Annotated in this window: 15 protein-coding genes and 1 pseudogene; 11 read left to right on the forward strand and 5 right to left on the reverse strand. The window is 68.1% G+C overall.

Annotation, left to right across the window (positions count from 1 at the left end):
• Positions 1-24: 24 nt before the first annotated feature.
• The 3 genes from LXN57_RS26550 to LXN57_RS26560 form a co-directional block, all read right to left on the reverse strand.
• Entirely contained in the window at positions 25-762 is a 738-nt protein-coding gene (locus LXN57_RS26550; protein ID WP_251800937.1) for an SDR family NAD(P)-dependent oxidoreductase, read from the reverse strand.
• 74 nt (positions 763-836) lie between these two features.
• Positions 837-1,775 carry an alpha/beta hydrolase gene (locus tag LXN57_RS26555; protein WP_251800938.1) on the reverse strand — a complete coding sequence of 313 codons (939 nt, stop codon included), beginning with the start codon at positions 1,773-1,775 and terminating at the stop codon, positions 837-839.
• 235 nt (positions 1,776-2,010) lie between these two features.
• Positions 2,011-2,700, reverse strand: a complete 690-nt coding sequence (locus LXN57_RS26560) for a maleylpyruvate isomerase family mycothiol-dependent enzyme (RefSeq protein WP_251800939.1) — start codon at positions 2,698-2,700, stop codon at positions 2,011-2,013.
• Between the two features lie 82 nt (positions 2,701-2,782).
• Here LXN57_RS26560 and LXN57_RS26565 point away from each other — a divergent pair, with 82 nt between their 5' ends.
• The gene (locus tag LXN57_RS26565; RefSeq protein ID WP_251800940.1) at positions 2,783-3,442 is read left to right on the forward strand and encodes a TetR/AcrR family transcriptional regulator; all 660 of its coding nucleotides are present in this window, start codon (positions 2,783-2,785) and stop codon (positions 3,440-3,442) included.
• Between the two features lie 424 nt (positions 3,443-3,866).
• On the opposite strand, the gene LXN57_RS26570 is transcribed toward LXN57_RS26565, so the two are convergent.
• Positions 3,867-6,731: a S8 family peptidase gene (locus LXN57_RS26570; RefSeq protein WP_251800941.1), complete on the reverse strand. Its 2,865-nt coding sequence runs from the start codon at positions 6,729-6,731 to the stop codon at positions 3,867-3,869.
• A gap of 245 nt (positions 6,732-6,976) precedes the next feature.
• Between LXN57_RS26570 and LXN57_RS26575 the strand changes: the two are divergent.
• From LXN57_RS26575 to LXN57_RS26595, 5 genes and pseudogenes are all read left to right on the forward strand, one after another.
• Positions 6,977-7,180 (forward strand): annotated as a pseudogene (locus LXN57_RS26575) (hypothetical protein); the annotation flags it as partial.
• A gap of 470 nt (positions 7,181-7,650) precedes the next feature.
• The gene (locus tag LXN57_RS26580; protein WP_251800942.1) at positions 7,651-8,367 is read left to right on the forward strand and encodes a LamG-like jellyroll fold domain-containing protein; all 717 of its coding nucleotides are present in this window, start codon (positions 7,651-7,653) and stop codon (positions 8,365-8,367) included.
• Positions 8,368-8,527: 160 nt separating this feature from the next.
• Positions 8,528-9,070 (forward strand): PAS domain-containing protein, encoded by a 543-nt coding sequence (locus tag LXN57_RS26585; protein ID WP_251800943.1) that lies wholly within the window; start codon positions 8,528-8,530, stop codon positions 9,068-9,070.
• A complete protein-coding gene (locus tag LXN57_RS26590; RefSeq protein ID WP_251800944.1) occupies positions 9,067-9,990 on the forward strand; it encodes a methyl-accepting chemotaxis protein in 924 nt (307 codons plus the stop codon). Before LXN57_RS26585 ends, LXN57_RS26590 begins: the two co-directional genes overlap by 4 nt.
• Before the next feature lie 242 nt (positions 9,991-10,232).
• Positions 10,233-11,201: an Acg family FMN-binding oxidoreductase gene (locus LXN57_RS26595; RefSeq protein ID WP_251800945.1), complete on the forward strand. Its 969-nt coding sequence runs from the start codon at positions 10,233-10,235 to the stop codon at positions 11,199-11,201.
• 365 nt (positions 11,202-11,566) lie between these two features.
• Here the strand turns inward: LXN57_RS26595 and LXN57_RS26600 are convergent, their stop codons facing one another.
• Positions 11,567-13,231 (reverse strand): methyl-accepting chemotaxis protein, encoded by a 1,665-nt coding sequence (locus LXN57_RS26600; RefSeq protein ID WP_251800946.1) that lies wholly within the window; start codon positions 13,229-13,231, stop codon positions 11,567-11,569.
• 305 nt (positions 13,232-13,536) lie between these two features.
• Here LXN57_RS26600 and LXN57_RS26605 point away from each other — a divergent pair, with 305 nt between their 5' ends.
• Genes LXN57_RS26605 through LXN57_RS26625 form a run of 5 tightly spaced genes read left to right on the forward strand, consistent with a single transcriptional unit; the run spans position 13,537 to position 17,523 of the window.
• Positions 13,537-14,124 (forward strand): chemotaxis protein CheW, encoded by a 588-nt coding sequence (locus tag LXN57_RS26605; protein ID WP_251800947.1) that lies wholly within the window; start codon positions 13,537-13,539, stop codon positions 14,122-14,124.
• Positions 14,121-14,957: a CheR family methyltransferase gene (locus tag LXN57_RS26610; RefSeq protein ID WP_251800948.1), complete on the forward strand. Its 837-nt coding sequence runs from the start codon at positions 14,121-14,123 to the stop codon at positions 14,955-14,957. The genes LXN57_RS26605 and LXN57_RS26610 overlap by 4 nt, the downstream gene beginning before the upstream one ends.
• The gene (locus LXN57_RS26615; protein ID WP_251800949.1) at positions 14,950-15,441 is read left to right on the forward strand and encodes a chemotaxis protein CheD; all 492 of its coding nucleotides are present in this window, start codon (positions 14,950-14,952) and stop codon (positions 15,439-15,441) included. The genes LXN57_RS26610 and LXN57_RS26615 overlap by 8 nt, the downstream gene beginning before the upstream one ends.
• Positions 15,438-16,496, forward strand: coding sequence for a protein-glutamate methylesterase/protein-glutamine glutaminase (locus LXN57_RS26620; RefSeq protein ID WP_251800950.1), 1,059 nt, complete (start codon positions 15,438-15,440; stop codon positions 16,494-16,496). The genes LXN57_RS26615 and LXN57_RS26620 overlap by 4 nt, the downstream gene beginning before the upstream one ends.
• Positions 16,489-17,523: a methyl-accepting chemotaxis protein gene (locus tag LXN57_RS26625; RefSeq protein ID WP_251800951.1), complete on the forward strand. Its 1,035-nt coding sequence runs from the start codon at positions 16,489-16,491 to the stop codon at positions 17,521-17,523. Before LXN57_RS26620 ends, LXN57_RS26625 begins: the two co-directional genes overlap by 8 nt.
• Positions 17,524-17,530: the final 7 nt, after the last annotated feature.

Raw genomic sequence — 17,530 nt, forward strand, 5'->3', positions numbered from 1 at the left:
ACATCGATCCGGCCACCGGCCAGGTCACACGATGGTGCGGCCGCCGTTCACGTCCAGCACGGTGCCGGTGACGAACCGTGCCTCGTCGCTGACGAGGAACGCGATGGCTGCGGCGATGTCTTCCGGATTGGCGACGAAGCCCAGCGGGGCCTGCGCGGCGAGCTGTTGCAGGTACTCTCCCAACGCTTCGGATCCCGGAGTGCGGGTCGGGCCGGGGCTGACGGAGTTCACGCGTACGCCGGCGGGGCCGAACTCGGCTGCCCAGCTCTTGGTCAGCAGGTCCAGGGCTGCCTTGCTGGCCCCGTAGACGGACAGGCCGGGGAGCGCGATTGCGGCGGCGAGTGTGGACACGTTGACGATCGCTCCACGGCCGCGTGCGGCCATCGCGGGTGCGATGGCCGCGACGAGGTAGAACGGGGCTTTCAGGTTGGTGGCCAGCACCGCGTCGAAGGTCGACTCCTCGGTGCCGGCGGTCGGGCCACCGGCACCGATCGCCGCGTTGTTGACCAGGATGTCGAGGGTTCCGCCGGCGACCTCGGTGGCCTTGGCCGCCAGTTCGGCCGCGGACTGCGCGTCACACAGGTCCGCGCGGACGAAGTGAGCTTGTCCTCCTTCGGAGTGGATCTGCTCCACTACTTCCTGTCCTCGTTGCGTATCGCGGCCGGAGACGACGACACGGATGCCGTTGCGGGCGAGCTTGAGTGCGGTGGCGCGGCCGATTCCGCTCGTCGAGCCGGTGATGAGGGCGGTGTGGGTGCTCACGGCATCTCCTTGCTGGTGGTTTCCGACGGTCCGGGGATGTGACCGGATGACGTGGAGCTAGGGAACGGTTGGTGCTACAGGCCATGGAGGAAGGCGACGCGATCTGCGAACGCGCTCCGGGCGATGCGGGAGTGGGGTGCGAGTTGGTCGAAACCGTGGAATGCGCCGGGGCGCACCGACAGGTGCACGGGCACACCGTGTTCCATGAGTCGCGTGGCGTAGGCGACCGTCTCGGCGCAGAAGAGATCCAGCTGGCCGACTTCGAGGTAAGCCGGGGGCAGATCGTGGAGTGAGTCTGCGCGGGCGGCGGAAGCGGAGGCAGGCACGTCGCCGGTGCCGTACTTGTCGCCGAGGTAGGCCCGCCAGGCGGTGATGTTGTCGGCCACGGACCAGGCAAGGAACGGTTCGATCGCCGGGTCGGCGACCGCGGTGCGGTCATCGAGCATCGGGTAGACGAGGATTTGCGCGGCCAAGGGCCCGATCCGACGGTCGCGACACACCAGTGCCGCCGCCGAGGCCAGGCCGCCTCCGGCGGAGTCGCCCATGAGCGCGACGCGGGCCCCGGGTACGCGCTCCGCGGCGTGCTCGAGTGCCCACTGAACCGCGGTGACACAGTCTTCGACCGCTGCCGGGAACGGCGATTCGGGTGCCAGGCGGTAGTCGACCGCGATCATCGCGACCCCGGCCGCCGAGGCGTAGCGGCGGCAAACGTGGTCGTAACCGTCGAGGCCGCCGGCGATGAGACCGCCGCCATGGACATGGACGACAAGTGCGTGCGGCACGTTTTCCGGCTTGTAGAGGCGTAGCGGAATGACGTGCCCGTCCGGAGATGTCACGGTGAAATCCACGATCTCAACGTTGTCGTCGGGTGTGGCGACGGTAGCCAGCCCCTGGTAAAGGGCGTTGATGTTCGCCCGCCGCGTCTTCCAGTCGTCGACGACCGGCGGCGCGGGTGGGGCGGCGGCTGCGATCGCGCCGGCGGCCTCAAGAAGTTCGTTGTCGATACTGAGCATGCGATTCCTCGAATGTGTCGTGAATCTGCCGCGACTCGTGCTCTTGCACGGGCCGGCGAGCCGGATTCCGTCTGCTTCTCGCGTGGAACGGCACCTCGCATGCCCTCGACACGATACGTACAACGTACGTAAGCCTGACTTGCGTACGTTGTACGTGTCAAGTGATGCGGGACACCTCGGGTCGAGTTGCTGGCCCGGTACGACGCAACCGGGTGCCGTGAGGCCGGGTTCCGTTTCAGAGCCGGCTTGTCAGGGTGGCGACGCCGCTGCCGGTCAGGTCAGCGATGGCGTGGTGTCGCCCGGCGAGGACGGAGATGATGCTCTCGGCGGTGCCGACGACTTCGAGGGTTCGTTCGGACGAATGCGACCAGTTTGTGTCGGTGGCGCGGAACGCGAGACCGCGCGCTCGCGCGACCGCCGGGATGAAGGGATTGGGCACGCGCGTCTCGACGGCGAGAACCGCGTCGGTCACCTGCGGCGACAGGACGCCGGACCGGCCGAGCGCGAACGCGATGTCGAGGTGGTGGACAGCGTGGTCGCCGAGCATCAGCGGCGCCGGCAGCAGGCGTCCGATCCCCACGGGATGCGCGCGGGCGCGATCGAACGCGTCAATCAACTCCGAGGCGGCGTTCCGGGTGGCGTGCTCGCGGCTGAGGGCATCGTTCGCCGCGTCGAACGACCAGCGCCGCCGCCCCATCGCCAGCAGTAGCCGGGGCGGCGGTAAGCGCAGGCCGAGCACGAGGTGGGCGAGCACATCCTTGTTGGTCCAGCCCGCACAGAGGCTGGGCCGATCCCACTCTTCGTCGGTCAGGGTGCGAGCGAAAGCGACGAACGCTTCATTGTGGTGTCGAACAAGGTCGGGGAAGTGGGTTCCGCCTCTGCGGCCGGCCTGGAACGGCAGCCCGCTCGGGTTCGTGAAGGTCACTGAACTTCTCCTCATCATACGTACGTCGTACGTATAGTAGCCTTAGATACGTACGACGTACCTAAGGTCAGGAGTGACCCGCGTGAGAGCCCGTTTCACCCTCGCGGACATCCAGCAGCACGCGCTGGCGATCGTCGACCGGGACGGTCTGGCCGGGCTCACCATGCGCTCTCTCGCGGCGTCCCTGCAGACGGGCGCCATGACCCTCTACAACTACGTAGACAGCCGCGAAGCCCTCGAGGAACTCGTGGTCGACGCCGTCTCCGCCCTCGTCGAGATACCCGAGCCGACCGACGACTGGCTGGCCGACACACGTGCCGTGGCCACGGCCCTGTGGCGAACGTTCCGCGCGCACCCCGCGGCCATCCCGCTCGTACTCACCCGCCGCACATCCTCCCGCGCCAGCCTCGCCCCAGCCGAGGCACTCGCAGCAGCACTGGCACGCGGAGGCATGGACGGCGTCGACCTGTTCGTCGCCTTCCGCACCGTCTCGGCCTTCGTCATGGGTATCGCGCAGAACGAGCTAGCCGGCCCACTGTCGCGTGAGGACGACGCCACCTCCGCCGCACAACGCGTCGCAACGCTCGCACCCGACGCACTGCCGACCCTCACGAAAATAGCCCCGGTCGGCGCCACGTTCACCGGCCACGAATTCGAGCGAGGATTGACGATCGTGCTCAACGGCCTCGTACACACACCCCGACCGCCCGCTTCCACCGGCCAGGCATCTGGTCTTTCCTGATTGACACCTGTAGCCGGCTCTGATCACGGGAAGCACCTGCTGAGCCGCGGCGGATCCGGCCTCTCCGCAGTCCCGCGCGCACGCCCGCCGGCAATCAGCGCACCGGGCCCATCTGGACGACGCCGCGCCGCTGCGCGCGATCGCCCAGCGGGCCCGGCCGATGTCGCCGCAGCGGCGCGCGGACCGGCTCGCGAGCTGCACCTGCGGATGGCCGGCCGGGACTGGGTGCCGTAGCCGGCTGAAATCGCCAGGACCCCGGGACGAGCGGCCGGGGGCGTCGCCACTGTCCTCCCCGTTGGCCGAGCGCGCTCAGGGCGGGTCGGGGTCGCACGTCCTCACAGCGACCGCGAACTTGCGGCCCGGATCGGCTGCCTGCCACCGCTGCGGGCGGGGACACAGCCGCGTGGCTGTGTCCCCGCGCTGCTCAAGCGGTGACGGCGAGCACTGTCTGACCGATCCGCGCGGCGCCGTCGCCGTAAGCGATCAGGCCCAGGTAGCGTGCTCCGGCGGTGAGGCCGGTCCACGCCGCGGTCACGGTAACCGGCTCGCCACGGGTGACGGCCTGACTCGGCGGGGTGGCTGTCAGGTTGCCCGCCGCTGTGTCACCGACGATCCACGAGTGGTGCGGCACGTCCAGCTCGCTCGTCCCGGGTGGGGTCGCGAACTGAACCACGTAGATGTCGTAAGAGCCGGGGGCCAGCGTCACCTGTTCCTCGGCTGTCGATCCTGCGCTCGACGCAACCAGGGTGCTGGTGCCCGCCCGGTAGGCGAACAGGTCGATGTCGGTGCCTTCCGGAAGGTCGGCATCGAAGGTCGCCGCCCGGGCCAGTCGGGTGCCGGCCGGCACGGTGCGCGTCACCTTGCCGACGGCCGGTCCGGCCGCCGGCGCCCCGGTGTCGAATTCGGTCTCCGTGCCGACCAGATGCAAGCGGTCGATCGCGGAGGGGACGAGCCCGGCCGGGGTGGCCGTGAGCGTGCCGGTGTAGCCGGAGGTGACACTCAGGGCCGTCGACCCGCTGACACCGGTCGTGTCGACCTCGACCGGCGCGGCGATCGCTACCGGCCGGATCGCGATCGGGCTGCGCACGTCGGAGGAGATCAGACCGTTGGCGCCCGCCTTGTTGACCCACGTCAGGGAGCCGAAGGTCCATTGGCCGATGGGCGCCTCGGTGCGCGACACCGTCACCTTGAACGACACCGACTTGCCGGGCAGGACGACGAAGCGCTTCGGCGAGACCGTCACCGTCGTGCCGGCCGGCGCCTGGACCTTGGCCTCGTAGACCCCGGGCAACTTGCTGACGTTCTTCACCGTACGGGTGACCGTCTGCTTGCCGGCCAGGTCGCCGACCGCGATCGACGGGTAGTTGAGGTCGCTCGGGTCGATGGAGCCGTACTGGTCGCAGGCCGCGCCCACGGCTCCGTTGCCGCAGGCGAAGCGGATCCAGTCGGGGTAGGCCGAGTCGTAGACCAGACCCGGCCGGTAGGCGCGCCCCGGACGGACGTGCCCGGCGCCGTAGTCGAGCGGTGTCGCGGGGGCACCGGCCCGCTGGATCGGCTGGCCGGTGTTGTCGGTCTGCCCGGCCGTGGTCATCATCGCCGACTTGACCCACATCGGCGCCCAGCCGGGGTTCTCGCTGACCATCAGTGCGGCCAGGCCGGCGATGTGCGGGCTCGACATCGAGGTGCCGGAGTACGCGTCCCAGGTACGGCCGTTGTTGCCCGGCGGGGCGACCGGCGCCACCACGTCGACGCCGGGCGCGGTGATGTCGGGCTTGAGCAGGTCACCGTTGCCGGCCAGGGCCGGTCCGCGGGACGAGAAGGCGGCCATTTCGGGGGCACGGACCTTGAGCTGGGTGCTGGCCGAGAGCGAAGCGGTGGCACCCGGGGTGGCCGCGTACGCCTTGATCGCCAGTCCGGCCGCGCTGTTGACGTGCACGGTCGGCACGAAGTGGTAGTCGGCGTTGACCGAGTTGTCGGGGTTGTTGTAGAGGATCATTCCGGCGCCGCCGGCCTGCCGTACGGCGAGGCTCTTGTCCGTACGGCTGTTGCCGCCGCGCAGGCAGAGGACGATCTTGCCGGTCACCTTGGCCGGGTCGAGCCGGCCGGAGTAGCACAGCTGCACCTCGGTGGCCGGGGCGTCGGCCAGACCGGTCTGCACCGAGTCGATCAGCGGCGACGACGGGACGGCCGGCCCCTGCCCCATGCCCTCGTAGGTGGCGCCGTTGCCGAGCGTCACCGACTTCTCGTATCCGCGGTCGTGAGTGCTGGCCGCCACGGTGGTGATCCACGGCGAGTTGTGTGCGACCGTGCTGACGCCCGGTCCGCTGTTGCCGGCGGACGCGGCGACGAACACACCGGCGTTGGCGGCGTTCAGGAACGCCAGCTCGACCGGGTCGACGAACGACGAGGTGGAGCCGGAGATGGAGTAGTTGATGACGTCGACGCCGTCGGCCACCGCGTTGTTGATCGCCGCGACCAGGTCGGCCGTGGAGCCGCTGGAGCCACCGCCCTGGTCCCACAGGGCCTTGTAGACGGCCAGGCGGGCCGCCGGGGCCATGCCGGAAGCGTCGCCGACCTTGCGGCCTTCCATCGTGGCGTCGACGTCGTGGTTGCCGACCGCGGTGCCGGCCGTATGCGAGCCGTGGCCGTTGAAGTCGCGCGGCGACCGGAACTCGCCCGGGTTCGTCTCGTCGAGCGAGCCGGAGGTGTAGTACCGCGCCCCGATCAGCTTGTTGTTGCAGGTCACCCTGCGCGCCGGGTCGGACTCGTCGCCGCTCTGGCAGGTGCCGCGCCACTTGGCGTCGATGACGCGCTGATCCGGACGCGGGCTCGGCAGCGCGGCGAACGCGGGGTTCTCCGGCCAGATGCCGGAGTCGATCACGCCGACGATGACGCCCAGGCCGGCCTTGGCGGGGCCACCGAACTCCCGCTGCCACACGCCGCCCCGGCCGGTCAGCCCCAGCATCTCCGGCGTGGAGATCGTGTCGGCCTTGTGCACGGTGTTCTTCGAAACCGCGAGCACGTCCGGGCTGCGCCGGAGCACGTCCGCCTCGGCGGTGGACAACCGCGCCGCGTAACCGCTGAACGCGACGTCGTACTCGTAGACGGCGTCCCCGGCCGTCAGGCCCGCCCGCTTCTGGGTCCGCTGCCGCTCGGACTTCAAGTGCGCCCGGTACGCTTTGGCCGCGCTGCTGCCCAAGTCGACCTTCTCGCCGATGGCCGGCCGGGTAGCGGGGATGCCCGAGACGCCGCCGGTGTACGCGGCGACCGGTGGCGCCGCCAACTGCACGATATATACGCTGGTTGATGCTGTCGGTGCGCTCCGGGCGACGTCGGAGCCGGTGGCCACGAGGGCTGCCGACGCGGCGACGGCTATGGCGATCTGAACGGATCTTCTTGCTGACACGGGCATCCTCCGGTGTGCGAACAATCGTTCACATTGGCCGGAGCCTATGCGTATTCATCGATGGCCCGGAAGGCGTCGCGTGACTTCCCGTACGGACGGAGGATGAGCACATGGCCACGAACCTCCGCACTCTGACCGGAACCATCACGGCCGGAGCCGAACATCAATGCCTCTTGCTCGACGGCTACCTGCTGGTGGGCGGCGATCGCACGGTGATTCGAGCCGGCGTCCGTGTCACCGTGCTCGGCCGGGTCGTCCCGGACATGGTCACGTCGTGCCAGCAGGGCATTCCGTTCGTGGTGACATCGGTTCACCCGGTTGCCGAGCCGTAAGCTCATGCATAGTCATCAATAGATAATGTGGCAGATTCGCCCGGCCGATCGCCATCTCGTCGGGGAGCGAGGTCTTGGCCGTCAACTTCGGTCAGTAAGCCGGGACTGGGGCGCGCTGATCTGCTGGTTTTCTACCAACGCCGCTACTCCACCGACGCCGACACCTGCATCCGCAGTCGGGCTTCGGTGTTCGAAGCTTGAGCTTGATTGGTGCCTTTACCGGCAGTAGATGCTCCGCGGCGCGCACTGCCGATCAGCGACACGCCATGCCGACACAGGACAAAGTGCCTGACCGCCCTGCCGCCCAGCAGCCCGAACGGGCCGGCGCCACGATCAGGAAAGCAGCTCACCGTGCTGCGCATCTTGCAGGTGGTGCGGGCCGTTGACCATTTGTGCGTCGCAATGTTCCGAAAACGATTCGCGTGATGATCGGGTTGGCCCTGGTCGCTGTCGGCACCGTCATCGCCGGGTTGGTCGTCCGTACCACGCAGGGGAACGGCAGCGCATTCTGGATACCGGCGCCCTCGCCACGCCCCGTGGTGGTTCCCACCGCGGCGACCGCGCGGTACCACTTCGACGGCGTGGGCTCGGCGGCATGGTCCGACAGCTCCGGCAATGGCCACACCCTGACTCCGGTCGCCGGCGGCGACGCCGGCACCGTACGTGTACCGCGAGGGGCCGGGCGAGCCGTACGCTTTCCACCGCGCTGCGACGAACATGAGTCCTGCCCTCGGCTGGCCCTACGCGCCTCGAACGCCGACGCGCTCAACCCGGGCATCCGGCCCGTACGCTTCGGAGCATCGATCCAGCTCGAGGCAGAGAACACCAGCCGGGGCCAGAACGTTCTGCAGAAGGGCTATTCGACCGAGGGTAGCCAGTACAAGCTGCAGATCGATGGTGATGACGGCAAGCCCAGTTGCGTGCTGGTCGGCGACACCGATCCGACGATCCATCAGGCCATCGCCGACGTCACAGTCGCCGACGGGCTCTGGCACGTGCTGGAATGCCGCCGCCACGGAACAACGTTGAGCTTGCTCGTCGACGATGTCACGCGTGCCCGTGTCCCGATACCGGCCGATCTGTCGATCGCCAACGACCAGCCACTCAGCCTCGGCGCCAAAGGGGCCTACGGCGACAACGATCAGTTCCACGGACTGCTCGACGACGTCTGGATAGCGATCGGATGATCAAGGCCAACAGCTGAAGTTGCGTGACGGCCCCTGCGTGTTATAGCACTGTACGCAGGCCGCGTCCGCTGATGGAACTGAGCAGTTGAACCATCTCGGCGGCAGATCTACTTCGCCGAAACCGCGCTCAACTGGGGGCGCGTACGGCGACCATAGGATCATGAAGCCAACTCGGGTCACACCGACCGGTGTTGAGCGAACCTTCCGCGAGGACGAGATCATCGTTACGAAGACGGACACCCGCGGCGTGATCACGTACGCCAACGACGTCTTCCTGAGAGTCTCGGCTCTCGACGAGAGCGACGCCACCGGCAAGCCTCACAATCTCATCCGGCACCCTGACATGCCGCGCGCAGTGTTCGAGCTTCTGTGGGACACCGTGAAAGACGGCCGTGAATTGTTCGCGTACGTGCTCAACTTGGCTGCCGACGGGGCGCATTACCGGGTCTTCGCTCATGTCACGCCGTCTTTCGACCAGGATGACCGGATCGTGGGGTACCACTCCAGCCGGCGCAGGCCCAAGCCGGCTGGAATCGCAGCGGCATCGGAACTCTACGCACAGTTGCGGGCCGAGGAACGCCGCCATGCCAGTCCGCCTGCGGAACTGGAAGCCGGCCGGCGGATGCTGCACGAAACGCTCTCCGGCCTCGGTTTGACGTACGACGAGTTCGTCTGGGACCTCACGAACGGTGTCGGTCGATGAGCCGCCGCGAGCGACCGCCGGCGCCGGCGGTGAGCGATGGCGATGTGCTGCGTCTGATCGGCGAGTTGTGCGACCGGGCAACGGCCGGTGACCTGGAGGCTCGGCTTGCGGCGGTGGACGGGTCCGACGTCGCCCGTGCGACACGTGTCAAGGTGAACGGGCTCCTAGATATCACCGATGGGTTCGTCCGCGAGTCCAGCGCCTCACTGGCAGCGGCTGCCGAAGGTCGGTTCTACCGCCGATTCTTGACTGACGGCTTGTCGGGCGTCTTCCGTAAGGCCGCAGCGCAGATCTCCCGGTCGAGTCAGCAGATGAACATGGCCGCCGCGCAGGTTGTAGAGGCGGAGCGGTCGCGTCTTGCCCTGGCTGACGAGCTGGAATCTGCCGTCCTGACCGTATCTGAGCAGGTCGCCACCGCGGCGACGCAGATGGGGGCGTCGGCGAACGGACTGGCTGACTTCGCTCGCGACGCGGTGACGGATGCGGAACGCGGCCTGGAGACGGTCACCTCCCTGCGCGCGGCCTCAGATCAGATCCGGCAAGCGGTCGACTTGATCAACTCCGTGGCCGCCCAGACCAGGCTGCTGGCATTGAACGCCACCATCGAGGCGGCGCGGGCCGGCGAGTTGGGGCGCGGGTTCAGCGTGGTGGCCGGCGAAGTCAAGTCGCTGGCCAATGAGACCAGCTCCTCCAGCGAGGAGATCCGGGGACAGGTGACCATGGTTCAGCATGCGGCCACCGACGCTGTGTCCGTGCTGGAGGCGGTCACCGCCAGCATTCGCGAGATGAGCGGCCTCGTCGACGGGATCGCCCGGGCTGTCGACGGGGGCGTCGGATCCGACACGTCGGGGCTGTCGCAGCTCGCTGAAGTGCTCCGGAACGAGGTACTTCGGTTCGTCACATCTGTGCGTACGTTGTAGGGCGCGTATCCCACCTCGCGACGAACACGAAGCCGGGACCGCTGTTCGGTGGTCCCGGCTGATCGCTCGGCGGCTCGGACGAGCCAGGTGTCCATCCGGACCGCCGCTGCGCAACTTCCGGTTGGAGTTTGTATTTGAACTATCCCGTTGTGCCCGGTGCTGCGCCTTGAGAGCCCCTATCCTCTACTGGAGGCGCGTCCTTGTGTCGCGAGATCCAGATCGGTAACCGGCGGAGGCCTGACGTGAACCATGCAATCGACCGTCAGCAGGCTCTGTTCCAGGCCGCCGAAGCCGCGAGGTACGCACCGTCCGTTCACAACACTCAGCCGTGGCGTTGGGTCGTGTCCGCGGATCGACTGGAACTGTTCGCGGCCGCCGAGCGGCAACTGCATACTCAGGACCCAGACGGTCACATGTTGCAACTCAGCTGCGGTACCGCCCTGCACCACGCCAGGCTGGCGCTGGCCGCTGAGGGTTGGCAGCATGAGGTCGAGCGGCCGGCTGACAGTCCGCTGGCGGTGATCCGCCCGACGCGGCACACGCCGGCTCGGCCGGAGGCGGCGCGGCACTTCCAGACACTGCACGTGCGGCACACCGACCGGCGAACGGTGAGCGACGAGCCCGTTGGCACGGACACCGTAGAGGCGTTGATCCACGCTGTTGAGCGGGAGGGCGCCCGGCTGCACCTGCTCAACCGCGACGGGGTCATCGAGCTGGCCGTCCTGGTTGAGCATGCACAGAGGGCTCAGGCAACCGATGTGCGTCTGCAGGTCGAAACGGCTGCCTGGGTCGGTGGTGAGCGAGCGGACAACGCTGGGGTGCCCAGTAGCGTCCTTCCAGCAGAGCAGCCACGAACGACGGTCGCCGAACGGGACTTCGGCACGTCAGGAACCCTCCAGGCGGGCGAAGGCCACGACACTGCGGCTACCTACGCTGTTCTTTACGGAAGCGGCGACGAACCCGCCGACTGGCTCCGCGCCGGCGAGGCACTCAGCGCTCTCTGGCTTACCGCCACCGAGCGCAGCGCCGGCGTGCTTCCCAACAGCAGCCCGGTTGAAGTTCCGTTCATCCGGCACGAACTGCGTCGCTTGATCGGCGACCTCGGCTTTCCGTACCTTGTCCTGCGTCTAGGGACCTTTGGATCCGAGCATGCCGGTCCGGACCGGACGCCCCGGCTCCCCGTCGAACAGATCATCGAAGTGCGATCCTGACGCCTGGTACGACGTACTCCGCCGTCACCGGTCGAGGTATAGAGGCGTGGGTCTGATCGTGCCGCCCACCCGGCGAACCTGCGCGCCGGTGGCACCTACCGACGGCACCGTGGGCGCGGTCGTACCCGGCTGCGCCGAACCCTGACCTGAGACGACCTATGAGCTGGCCGATCGCGTGCAGTCAGCAGCCGTACGGCTCCGGCACGAGCATGCCGTCGTTGACAATCAACGACGTCGCGCTCGGCAACACCGCTATCGGGTGGTGGAATCGTAACGAACGCTTGGTGATTCGCTCGACTCGCCGACTCCGACAAAGAGCAGGAAGACCGGCCCGGAGGTGAGCCACCAACACGCCGCCGAAAGGCTCAGAAGCGGTCGAACTTTGCTTCCAGGTCGGCCGGCGGCGCGCCTGCGCCGCTCAACGCGGGTGCAGTGTTCTCGTTGTAACCGCCGTTGTCCTGGCCGGGTCGGTAGGTGCTGTTGGACCAGGCCATGCCGGCGCGCGCGCCGGCATGTTCTGTCATGCGCCGGGTCGACGACCGGCCGGGCGAACCGGTGTTGAAGAAGTCCATCAGCGCGGTGAGCTGGGCGGTCTGCGCCGACATCTGCTCGGCAGTGGCGGCGAGTTCCTCGCTGGACGATGCGGTCTGCTCGGTGACCTTGCCGATCTGGGTCATCGCGATGTTGATCTGCCGTACCCCGGTGGACTGTTCCCCGCTTGCTGCGGCGATCTCCTGCACGAGGTCGGAGGTGCGGATGATGCTGGGGATGATGGTGGAGAGCAGATCACCAGCGCGTTCGGCGGTCTGCACACTGCCGGCCGCCAACTCGCTGATCTCCTGAGCGGCGATCTGGCTGCGCTCGGCGAGTTTGCCGACCTCGCTGGCCACCACGGCGAAACCCTTGCCGTGCTCGCCGGCGCGGGCCGCCTCGATCGTGGCGTTGAGCGCCAGCATGTTGGTCTGGAACGCGATGTCGTCGATGATGCCGATCTTGCTGGTGATCTCCTTCATGGCGGCCACGGTCCGCTGCACGGCGTCGCCGCCCTCCTGGGCCTCGGCCGCCGTGGTGGTCGCGATGCCCTCGGTCGCGGTGGCGTTCTCGCTGTTCTGGCTGATGCCCGCGGTCATCTGCTCGATGCTCGCGGTCGTCTCCTCCACGCTGGCGGCCTGCTCGGTGGCAGCCTGCGACAGGCTCTGCGACGCGCCACTGATCTGCAGAGACGCGCTGTTGAGCTGTGCCGCCGATTCCACGACGGTGCTGACCGTGTCGCCGAGGCGCCCGAGCGCGCTGTTGAGGGCGGTGCCCATTCGGCCGACCTCGTCGCGGCCGGACACGGCGACCCGCTGGTCCAGCCGGCCCTGTGCGAGCGCGGTCAGCACGGTGACCGTCTCGTTCAGCGGCCGTGCGACGGCGCGGGTGATGAGCTGGACCACGGTGAAGGTGAGGATGAGCGCCACCACGATCAGGATGATCATTATCAACCGCGCAGCGGAGTAGGCGCTTGCGGAGTCGTCCAACGAGTTCTTCGCCGCTGCGTTGTTGCGGGTGATGAGGTTCTCCACCGCAGTGTCGATGGCGTCGGCCACCGGCGTCACTTCGTTCTCGGCAACCCGGTTGTATTCGGTCAGACGGCTCGCCACGGCGAGCGGCTTCAGCTTGTCGTTGACCAGCTTCTTGTACGCGGTCCAACTGGCCAGGAAAGCTATCTCATCGGTGTCGGCCGTAGAGGTGCTGGAGAAGGTCGCCCAAGCTTGGTCGAGTCCCGCGATCGACGTGTCCAGGGTCGCGACGGCGGCGTCCGTCTCCGCCCCGGCACTCGCCATGGCGACGGTGCGTAGCTGCAGCCGGACGTCGACATAGTCGGCTGCCACCTCGCCGAGGGCGCGCACGTCGTGCAGGTTGTTGCTGTAGAGGTTCGCCAACCTGTCCTGGGTTTGGGCGAGTTGAACAATTCCCACCAGCCCGATGGCGACCAGCAGCACACACACCACGGCCGCGAGGCCGCGCAGTTTCCAGGCGATCGGCATGTCCCGGAAACCGGATCGACCGCGGTGCTGGCGTGTTTCCGGCGACTCTGCCATGGAACGAAATCCCCCATCCGGCACATCTGCTGCCATCAAACCCAGCCGGGCCTCCGCCACGACCGGGCCAGCTTATCGACGTGTGGGTTCGGGAAATGCCGGAATGAATGCAATGTCCGACCGCTTCTCGCGGACCGGCCCGTCGGAAACAGACACCCGGCCGTATTCGGCACCGAGTCCCGGATTCTCGGGGGCCCAGCCGAGTAAATCTGATCGAATGCGAGAGAGGCGCAGGGTGAAGGGGGCCAACTGTGAACACGGTTACCGAGGCCGGGCGGTACCTGACGTTCACGCTCAACGGCGAGGCTTATGCCCTCGACATCTTCCACGTGACGGAGATTCTCGAGTACCGATCGCTGACCGTGGTGCCGATGATGCCGGACTTCATCCGGGGCGTGATCAACCTTCGCGGGCGAGCGGTGCCGGTCATCGACCTCGCGATCCGTTTCGGCCGTGGTAACACCGTCATCGGGCGCCGCACCAGCATCATCATCGTGCACATTCACGATCCGTCGCTGGCCGAGCTGGCCGAGGTCGATGCCGAAGACAAGGACGTGGCCCAAGGCCAGGACATCGGCGTCCTCGTCGACTCCGTCACCAAGGTTGTCACCCTGTCGTCAGACGACATCGAACCGGCGCCCGCATTCGGCGCCGGGATCCGCGCCGACTACATCAGCGGCATGGCCCGCCGTGACGACGACTTCCTCATCCTGCTGGACATCAGCCACGTGCTGTCCATCAGCGACATGGTCCGGCTCAGCGATCTCGCCCAGCAGCCGACGGATGACCGTTCGCCGGCCGAAGGCGGTGGCATGCCGGCCGGGCCGGGAGAGTCGTGACAGCCCCGAACCTTCACCTGCGGACGATCAGCCGCGATGACTTCCGGTACATCACCGGCGTGCTGCACGAGCACACCGGCATCTGGCTCGCACCCGGCAAGGAGGCCCTCGTCTCCGGCCGGCTGGACAAACGGATCCGGGCGCTCGGCCTGACCTGCTACTCGGACTACGTACGCCTGCTGCGTGACCGTCCCGACGAGGCGGAACTGCATCACCTGATCAACCTGCTCACCACGAACGAAACCTACTTCTTCCGCGAGGCGCAGCACTTCGACTACCTGCGCCGCGAGGTGCTTCCAGCACGCCGGACCGGACGTACGTTCCGGTTGTGGAGTGCGGCCAGCTCGACCGGCGAGGAGGCCTACACAGCGGCCATGGTGCTGGCCGACACGCTGCCCGCCGGCGCATGGGAGATCGTCGGTACGGACATCTCCACCCGGGTGGTGGAGAGCGCCCGGGCGGCGCTCTACCCGATCGAGGCGGCCGAGCGTATCCCCCGGCAGTTGCTGCGCCGTTTCTGCTTGAAGGGCCGCGAGGAGTACGAGGGCTTGATGACGGTCACCACCGAGCTGCGGTCCCGGGTTCAGTTCCACCGCCGCAACCTCATCGAGGATTTCCGCCGGCTCGGCCAATTCGACGTGATCATGCTCCGCAACGTGATGATCTACTTCGACCTGGAGACGAAGCGCTCGCTGATTCCGCGGCTGCAGGAGATGCTGGTCCCCGGCGGTCACCTGATCATCGGCAGCTCCGAGTCACTCAACTCGATCCCGTCACAGCTGCGCATGGTGGAACCGTCGATCTACCGGCTGGACGGCGGTGCCCGTGGCTGACATCTTCCTGCATCCCGGCGACTACCACTTCGGTAACGCCGGCACGCGCCTCCAGACGGTGCTGGGCTCGTGCGTCTCGATCACGGCCTGGCACAGCGCCCTGCGGATCGGGGGCATGTGCCATTACATGCTGCCGGGCCGGCGCCCCGGCGATCCGGGTCCGCCGGACCCCCGCTACGCGGACGGCGCGATCGAACTGTTCCTGCGCGACGTGCGCCGAGCGAACACCACCCCGAGCCAGTACGAGGTGAAGATGTTCGGCGGGGGCGAGCAGTTCCCGGAGCTCGACATTCCGGCCCCGCTCGACGTCGCCGGCCACAACATCGAGGCCGGGATGGCGCTGCTCGAACGGCACGGTTTCGCCCTGACCGTACGCGATCTGGGTGGCACCGGTGCACGGCGGTTGATCTTCGACATCGGCACCGGCGACGTATGGCTACGAGCGCCGGACCGGGCCCGCGGCCGCGACGGGAACACGGCATGACCGGGCGCATCGGGGTACTGATCGTGGACGACTCGGCGGTCGTCCGGCAGGTGCTGTCCGCCCGCCTGCGCAAGAACCCCGGCATCGAGGTCGTCGGAGCCGTACCCGACCCGGTCTTCGCCATGGAACACATGAACAAGGCCTGGCCGGACGTCGTAGTTCTGGACCTCGAGATGCCCCGGATGGACGGGCTCACCTTCCTGCGCAAGATCATGGAGGTCCGGCCGACGCCGGTGGTGATCTGCTCGACGTTGACCCGCCGCAGCGCCGACATCTCGCTGGAGGCGCTGGCCGCCGGTGCCGTGTCGGTCATCGCGAAGCCGGTGACCGGGTTGAAGAAGTTCATCGAGGACGACGGCGGCGACATCGTGGCCGCGGTCCGGGCGGCCGCCGCCTCCGGGCAGCGCCGAACAGCCGGGACGGCCCCGGCCGGTGGGCCGGCGCCGGCCGCTCCCCCCGCGGCTTTACGGACCCGGTCGACGGCGGCGCCGGAGGAGCGGATGATCGCTATCGGCACGTCCACCGGCGGCACGCAGGCGCTGGAGGTGGTGCTGCCCGCGCTCGCGCCCGGGGGGCCGGGGGTGGTCGTGGTGCAGCATATGCCCGAGAAGTTCACCGCGGCGTTCGCCGCCCGGCTTGACACCATGTGCCGAGTGCGTGTCCGGGAGGCGCAGGACGGCGATCCGGTTCTGCCGGGCCACGTGCTGATCGCCCCGGGCGGCCGCCATCTCGAGGTTTTGAGGCCGGACAACCGTTTCCGGGTACGGGTCTTCGACGGACCACCGGTCAACCGCCATCGGCCGTCGGTGGATGTGCTGTTCCGGTCGGTCGCGAAGGCCGCCGGCCCCGACGCGCTCGGCGTGATCATGACGGGTATGGGCGACGACGGCGCGCGCGGACTGCTCGAAATGCGCCAGGCCGGCGCCTTCACGGTGGCGCAGGACGAGGCGACCTGTGTGGTGCACGGAATGCCCCGGGAAGCGGTCGCGCTCGGCGCCGTGAACCGCGAGTCATCCCTTGCCCTGATCGCGGAGGTGATCCACCAGCATGGTTGAAACACTTGTCGCAGTAATCGCACTGGCTGCCGGATTCGGGGCCGGTTATGTGGCGCGAGGCCGCCGCGCCGGCGCTCGCACGGACACCGGGCCGCTACCGCCGGACCGGTACGCCGAAAGTGTCACCGAGTTCGCCGGCGCGGTCGCCCCGGTGTGGTCGGCGCAGATCGACTCGTCACGCACCCAGATGGAAACGGCCGTGGGACAGCTCACCGACACTTTCGGCGGCATCGTCGAGCATCTCGACTCGGTGCTGACGTCGTCGTCAGAGGCACTGCACGATGGGCAGGGCGGTGCCTTCGACCGCAGCCGGCAGCGGCTCGGCGACGTGGTGGACACGCTCGACCAGGCGCTGACCGCCAAGCGTGAGTCCCTGGGAGAGCTCCACTCGCTGCTCAGCCTCAACGAGGAACTGCGGCAGATGTCGGGTGAGGTGACCCGGATCGCCGCACAGACGAACCTGCTGGCCCTCAACGCCGCCATCGAAGCCCAGCGCGCGGGTGCGGTGGGCGCGTCGTTCGGCGTGGTGGCTCTGGAGGTCCGCCAGCTGGCCGACCGGTCGCAGACCACCAGCGCACGCATGTCCGAGAACGTGGACCGGGTCGCCAAGGCGATCACCTCGGTGCTGGCCACAGCGGAGGCCAGCGCCGAACGCGAAGGCACCGCGGTGGCGCACGCCAACGGAGAGGTCCAGGCCGTTCTCGACGACCTGATGGCCATGCTGTCGCGAATGCGTGACTCCTCCCAGCAGCTGGAACAGGCCGCTGTCGGAATCCGTGGGGAGATCGGCGAGTCGCTGGTCAGCCTTCAGTTCCAGGACCGGGTCAACCAGATGCTGGAGCACCTGCGGGACAACATCATCCGTTTTCCCGAGCTGGCTGCCGACGCGGCGACCGGCACGGCGCTGCTGGACGCCCGCGTGCTCCTCGACGATCTCGCGGCGAAATACACGATGGTCGAGGAACACCGGGCACACACCTCCGGCACGGCGGCGAAGGTATCCGAATCCGAAATCACGTTCTTCTAGGAGACGA

Source organism: Paractinoplanes hotanensis (assembly GCF_023717965.1).
Lineage (GTDB): Bacteria > Actinomycetota > Actinomycetes > Mycobacteriales > Micromonosporaceae > Actinoplanes > Actinoplanes polyasparticus.